Annotated in this window: 7 protein-coding genes; all 7 read right to left on the reverse strand. The window is 50.1% G+C overall.

Annotation, left to right across the window (positions count from 1 at the left end; genetic code table 11):
• The coding region (locus tag AB0I71_RS32365) for a hypothetical protein (RefSeq protein ID WP_357591154.1) at positions 1 to 271 on the reverse strand (271 nt) is incomplete at its 3' end.
• On the reverse strand, positions 249 to 401 hold the full coding sequence (locus AB0I71_RS32370; protein WP_357591159.1) for a protein NinF: 153 nt from the start codon (positions 399 to 401) through the stop codon (positions 249 to 251). The genes AB0I71_RS32370 and AB0I71_RS32365, both read right to left, overlap by 23 nt.
• Before the next feature lie 350 nt (positions 402 to 751).
• Positions 752 to 1,129, reverse strand: a complete 378-nt coding sequence (locus tag AB0I71_RS32375; RefSeq protein ID WP_350590803.1) for a phage protein NinX family protein — start codon at positions 1,127 to 1,129, stop codon at positions 752 to 754.
• On the reverse strand, positions 1,126 to 1,296 hold the full coding sequence (locus AB0I71_RS32380; RefSeq protein ID WP_350590802.1) for a NinE family protein: 171 nt from the start codon (positions 1,294 to 1,296) through the stop codon (positions 1,126 to 1,128). The genes AB0I71_RS32375 and AB0I71_RS32380 overlap by 4 nt, the downstream gene beginning before the upstream one ends.
• On the reverse strand, positions 1,293 to 1,730 hold the full coding sequence (locus AB0I71_RS32385) for a recombination protein NinB (protein ID WP_350590801.1): 438 nt from the start codon (positions 1,728 to 1,730) through the stop codon (positions 1,293 to 1,295). The genes AB0I71_RS32380 and AB0I71_RS32385 overlap by 4 nt, the downstream gene beginning before the upstream one ends.
• A 190-nt stretch (positions 1,731 to 1,920) precedes the next feature.
• Positions 1,921 to 2,178 (reverse strand): hypothetical protein, encoded by a 258-nt coding sequence (locus AB0I71_RS32390; protein WP_350590799.1) that lies wholly within the window; start codon positions 2,176 to 2,178, stop codon positions 1,921 to 1,923.
• A 23-nt stretch (positions 2,179 to 2,201) separates the two neighbouring features.
• On the reverse strand, positions 2,202 to 3,341 hold a 1,140-nt coding region (locus AB0I71_RS32395), incomplete at its 5' end, for a DnaB helicase C-terminal domain-containing protein (RefSeq protein WP_357591157.1).

Genomic DNA, 3,341 nt, shown 5'->3' on the forward strand with positions numbered 1-3,341 from the left:
TTTCATTTGCGCCTCCATCCATTCTATTTAGATATCTGTCATGCTCGATAAGCCCCATGCAATCCCTAGCCAGCAGTGATCTGCGGCGCAATCTGGCATGTGGAAATATCGCGGCATCAGTCATTATCCTTGCTGCATTGATACGAGTTTGCTCAAACCAATTTTTCCATGCGGTTTTTGGTGTTTCGCCAACCCCAAGATTAATCCCGCGCATTTCTGGCGGAGTCATGCAGTACCACAACCCTTTTTCAAACCGAATTACTGGCTTCATCACCCCCTCCCATCACAGATTCGATAAACTTGCGTTGCTCTTGGTCGCAGGACTCGCATACATACACCTCTTCGGCTTGCAGCTCCTTACCGCAATCAGCGCATAACATTTCAGCCATGATCTGCCCCATTAACAAATCGAAATGAGACTGGATTGCCACCAACCATTCGCCCTGTAGATTTGTGGAATTTCATACCGCAATCCGAAACCACATAGCATTTAGTTTGGCGCGCCTTGGCTTTGCGCTTTCTTCGCAGTAGGTGAAAAATGATTACGATGTTGGTATCGAATTTATGTGGCTTATTGGTCATCGCACGCACCTCATCAGCAGAAACAGAACGGCATTACCCGGCCATGCAAGACTGAGCAGCAGCATCTTTGTGGTTGATAGGGTTGGCTCATATTTGCAGAAGAACTCGAAGCTGCGGCCAGCGATGAAGCAGTAAGCGCAGGCGGATAAGATTGCTACCGTGATGAGGATTAGCATTTTTCGGCATCCTTCATCATGAGGAAGACAATCATGGCGGCGCGGAGTGGGTTATTGCTTGATGAATGGATTGGCGGCTCCTCGTCGGAGTGCCATCCAACACAATTGCTGGTCGCCATTACGGATGATGGGTTATCAAAAATCAAAGATATGTTGTTTTCAGTGATAATCGGCCATGCGTCTGCCGGGTTGTTGCAGTAATCAGCACATAGGATAGAAACTATTTCTCCATCACCAATGTCGCAGAATACTGTAACCGCCGGCCGACTTGGCACGTCGCGCTGCACAATCAATGAAGGCTTGTCTTTGTACAGTTGCTCAGCAACTGCTTTATTAATCTCAAAATCACTCATCTTGCTGTAATCAGTCATGGCTTTCTCCGTGCGCGACGACGCAGCCACATGCTATCGGCTAAGGTCGCGGTGCAATTGAATGTTGGGGTTAACTCGGGTTTGGTGCGGGGCTTTCTGGTCTTGCGGTGGTCAGTCTTGAATATCAGGTTATCCATTATGATTTGCGTTGGACTTCGCTGTGTCATGCGGCTTTGTCTCCATATCGATTAGCCCACTCGATAGTGAGCCGGGATTCATCGCTGAACTTGACGCCATGCTCAGCACCAAACGCGTTTATAAGCTCGATTAAGTCGCGCATCTCGCCGACAGTCATCTTGCTTGTTGATTGCCCCAGAACGACAAAGCCGCCGTCTATGCCAGGAACCGTTTCTTGCTTCTTCAGCGCAGCGGTGAAAACACACTTCCAGCTCTCAGAGCTCATCTTTCTTCCATACCAAACGACCTGCTCGCTGATGTCGCGCAGGGTTGCCCAGAGCTTTGCGTTCTGGTCTAGGCTTCTGGTTGGCTCTTGGATGGTTACTGCGAGGGGTTTGTCTGGATTTAGCGGGAGGCTGTCGATGAAGTTTTTCAGGTTCTGGCGTATCTGTGGGCTTCTTAGGTAGAAGACCTGTTTAGCCATTATCTCCCCCGATTCTCTTTGTAGAGCGAGTCGCAAATCAACTTGTACTCGCGATCGAAGAAATTAAAGCTCTGATTGTACTTGCTGCCTAATGCGCTAATTTTTGTCGTCGCCATCGCGGTTGCGGCATTTACCAATGCAACCTGAAGTTCTACGGGAAGTTCAGGAAATTTTGGTTCGTTACTCATCATCACTCCCCTTTGATTGATAGGCCGATATCACGCAGCGCGTCGCAGGAATCAGCCGCAAACTGGCGGTGGTTGAAAATCTCGTTGCCACTTGTGCCATTCCAATAATTGTCAGTGTCTGGAAGCTCAACCAAGATGCCTGCTCGGCTGGCCCGCCATGCCTTCCACATCAAACTAACTGCGATCTCATTGGATGCGCTGATGTGCAATACCATTTGTTTGTTGAACCACTCTTCAAACTCTTCGCGTAGCTTATCCATGGTTATCTCCTTTGCTTGGCAGGTCAGCGCCAACCTGATGCTTCTTTGGCTTGTTGTTCGTTCTGCGCATAGCGCATCGCCGCTTCATCCTGATCGATGTTGACGAAATGACCATTCTTCCAGCCCATATAAAACGTCTTTGGCTGGCCTGAGCGATATTTCCCAATGATGATTTCAGCAATGCCTTTCATGTTGCTATGCTCATCGTAAACCTCGTCGCGGTACGGGAAGATAATCACGTCTGCATCCTGCTCAATTGAGCTTGAGTCCTTCAGGTCTGCCATGCTTGGCCGTTTGTCTGCACGGTTTTCCGGGCCGCGGTTAAGCTGCGCCAAGAGAATTACGGGAACCTTACTACGCAGACAGAACTGCTTCAGCTTGCGCGTCATTTCGCCGATGGCGATGTCGTTGCGCTCTGCTTTTGGCTTTGTGATAAGTCCGAGGTAGTCGATGGCTAGGAAGCTTAATCCGCCGTCCATGTTCATCCGCTCTGCATGCGCGATTGCCGCATCAACAGTGAATGCTCCATCGATGACGTAGTTGTTTTCGTCCATTAGCGTGCCGGTAGCGCCGGTGAGCTTCGTGTATTGCTCTTGAATCATGTTCAACGGGTTGCGTAGCGTGCTGATAGATAATCCTGCGCGATCCGCGACATGACGCTCTACCACCTGCATGTCAGACATCTCCATCGACACCAACAAACCTTTACCCTTCTGCCGACCAATCGAGTTAGCAATGTTGATTGCCAGCTCCGTCTTGCCCATGCCAGGGCGGCCAGCGATGATGATTAAGTCTGTGCGGTCGAATCCGCCATACTCATCATCCAGCGGGTCGATTCCCGTTTTCAGGTACATCCCGGAATCAGCGCCCTGCATTCGCTTCTCAAGAACGTCCATGTAGTCAGGCAGCAAATCACCGATGCGGCGAGGAAGCTTGTCGTTGGTCTCGAATTGCACCTTTGACAGAACGCTAGCCACTTCTGCAGTTCGCTCGTTGATATCATGAGCACCTACGCTTTGCAGGATTGAGATTGCTTGCTGCAGGTCGCTAATTCCTTTGCGTATCATCCAGCATTGACGGACACGTTTTGCCCAGGCCCGGATGTTAGCTGCAGACTTGCATCGCGCCGCCACGCTCAATACTAAGTCCTTGCTTGAATCGGA

It is taken from the genome of Micromonospora sp. NPDC049891, from assembly GCF_040660295.1.
Taxonomy (GTDB): Bacteria; Actinomycetota; Actinomycetes; order Mycobacteriales; family Micromonosporaceae; genus Micromonospora.

Bases quoted from the DNA above. Each gene is read 5' to 3' on its own strand.
- AB0I71_RS32380 (WP_350590802.1), bottom strand. From the start codon at position 1,296: ATGACACAGCGAAGTCCAACGCAAATCATAATGGATAACCTGATATTC.
- AB0I71_RS32375 (WP_350590803.1), bottom strand. From the start codon at position 1,129: ATGACTGATTACAGCAAGATGAGTGATTTTGAGATTAATAAAGCAGTT.
- AB0I71_RS32385 (WP_350590801.1), bottom strand. From the start codon at position 1,730: ATGGCTAAACAGGTCTTCTACCTAAGAAGCCCACAGATACGCCAGAAC.
- AB0I71_RS32390 (WP_350590799.1), bottom strand. From the start codon at position 2,178: ATGGATAAGCTACGCGAAGAGTTTGAAGAGTGGTTCAACAAACAAATG.
- AB0I71_RS32370 (WP_357591159.1), bottom strand. From the start codon at position 401: ATGGGGCAGATCATGGCTGAAATGTTATGCGCTGATTGCGGTAAGGAG.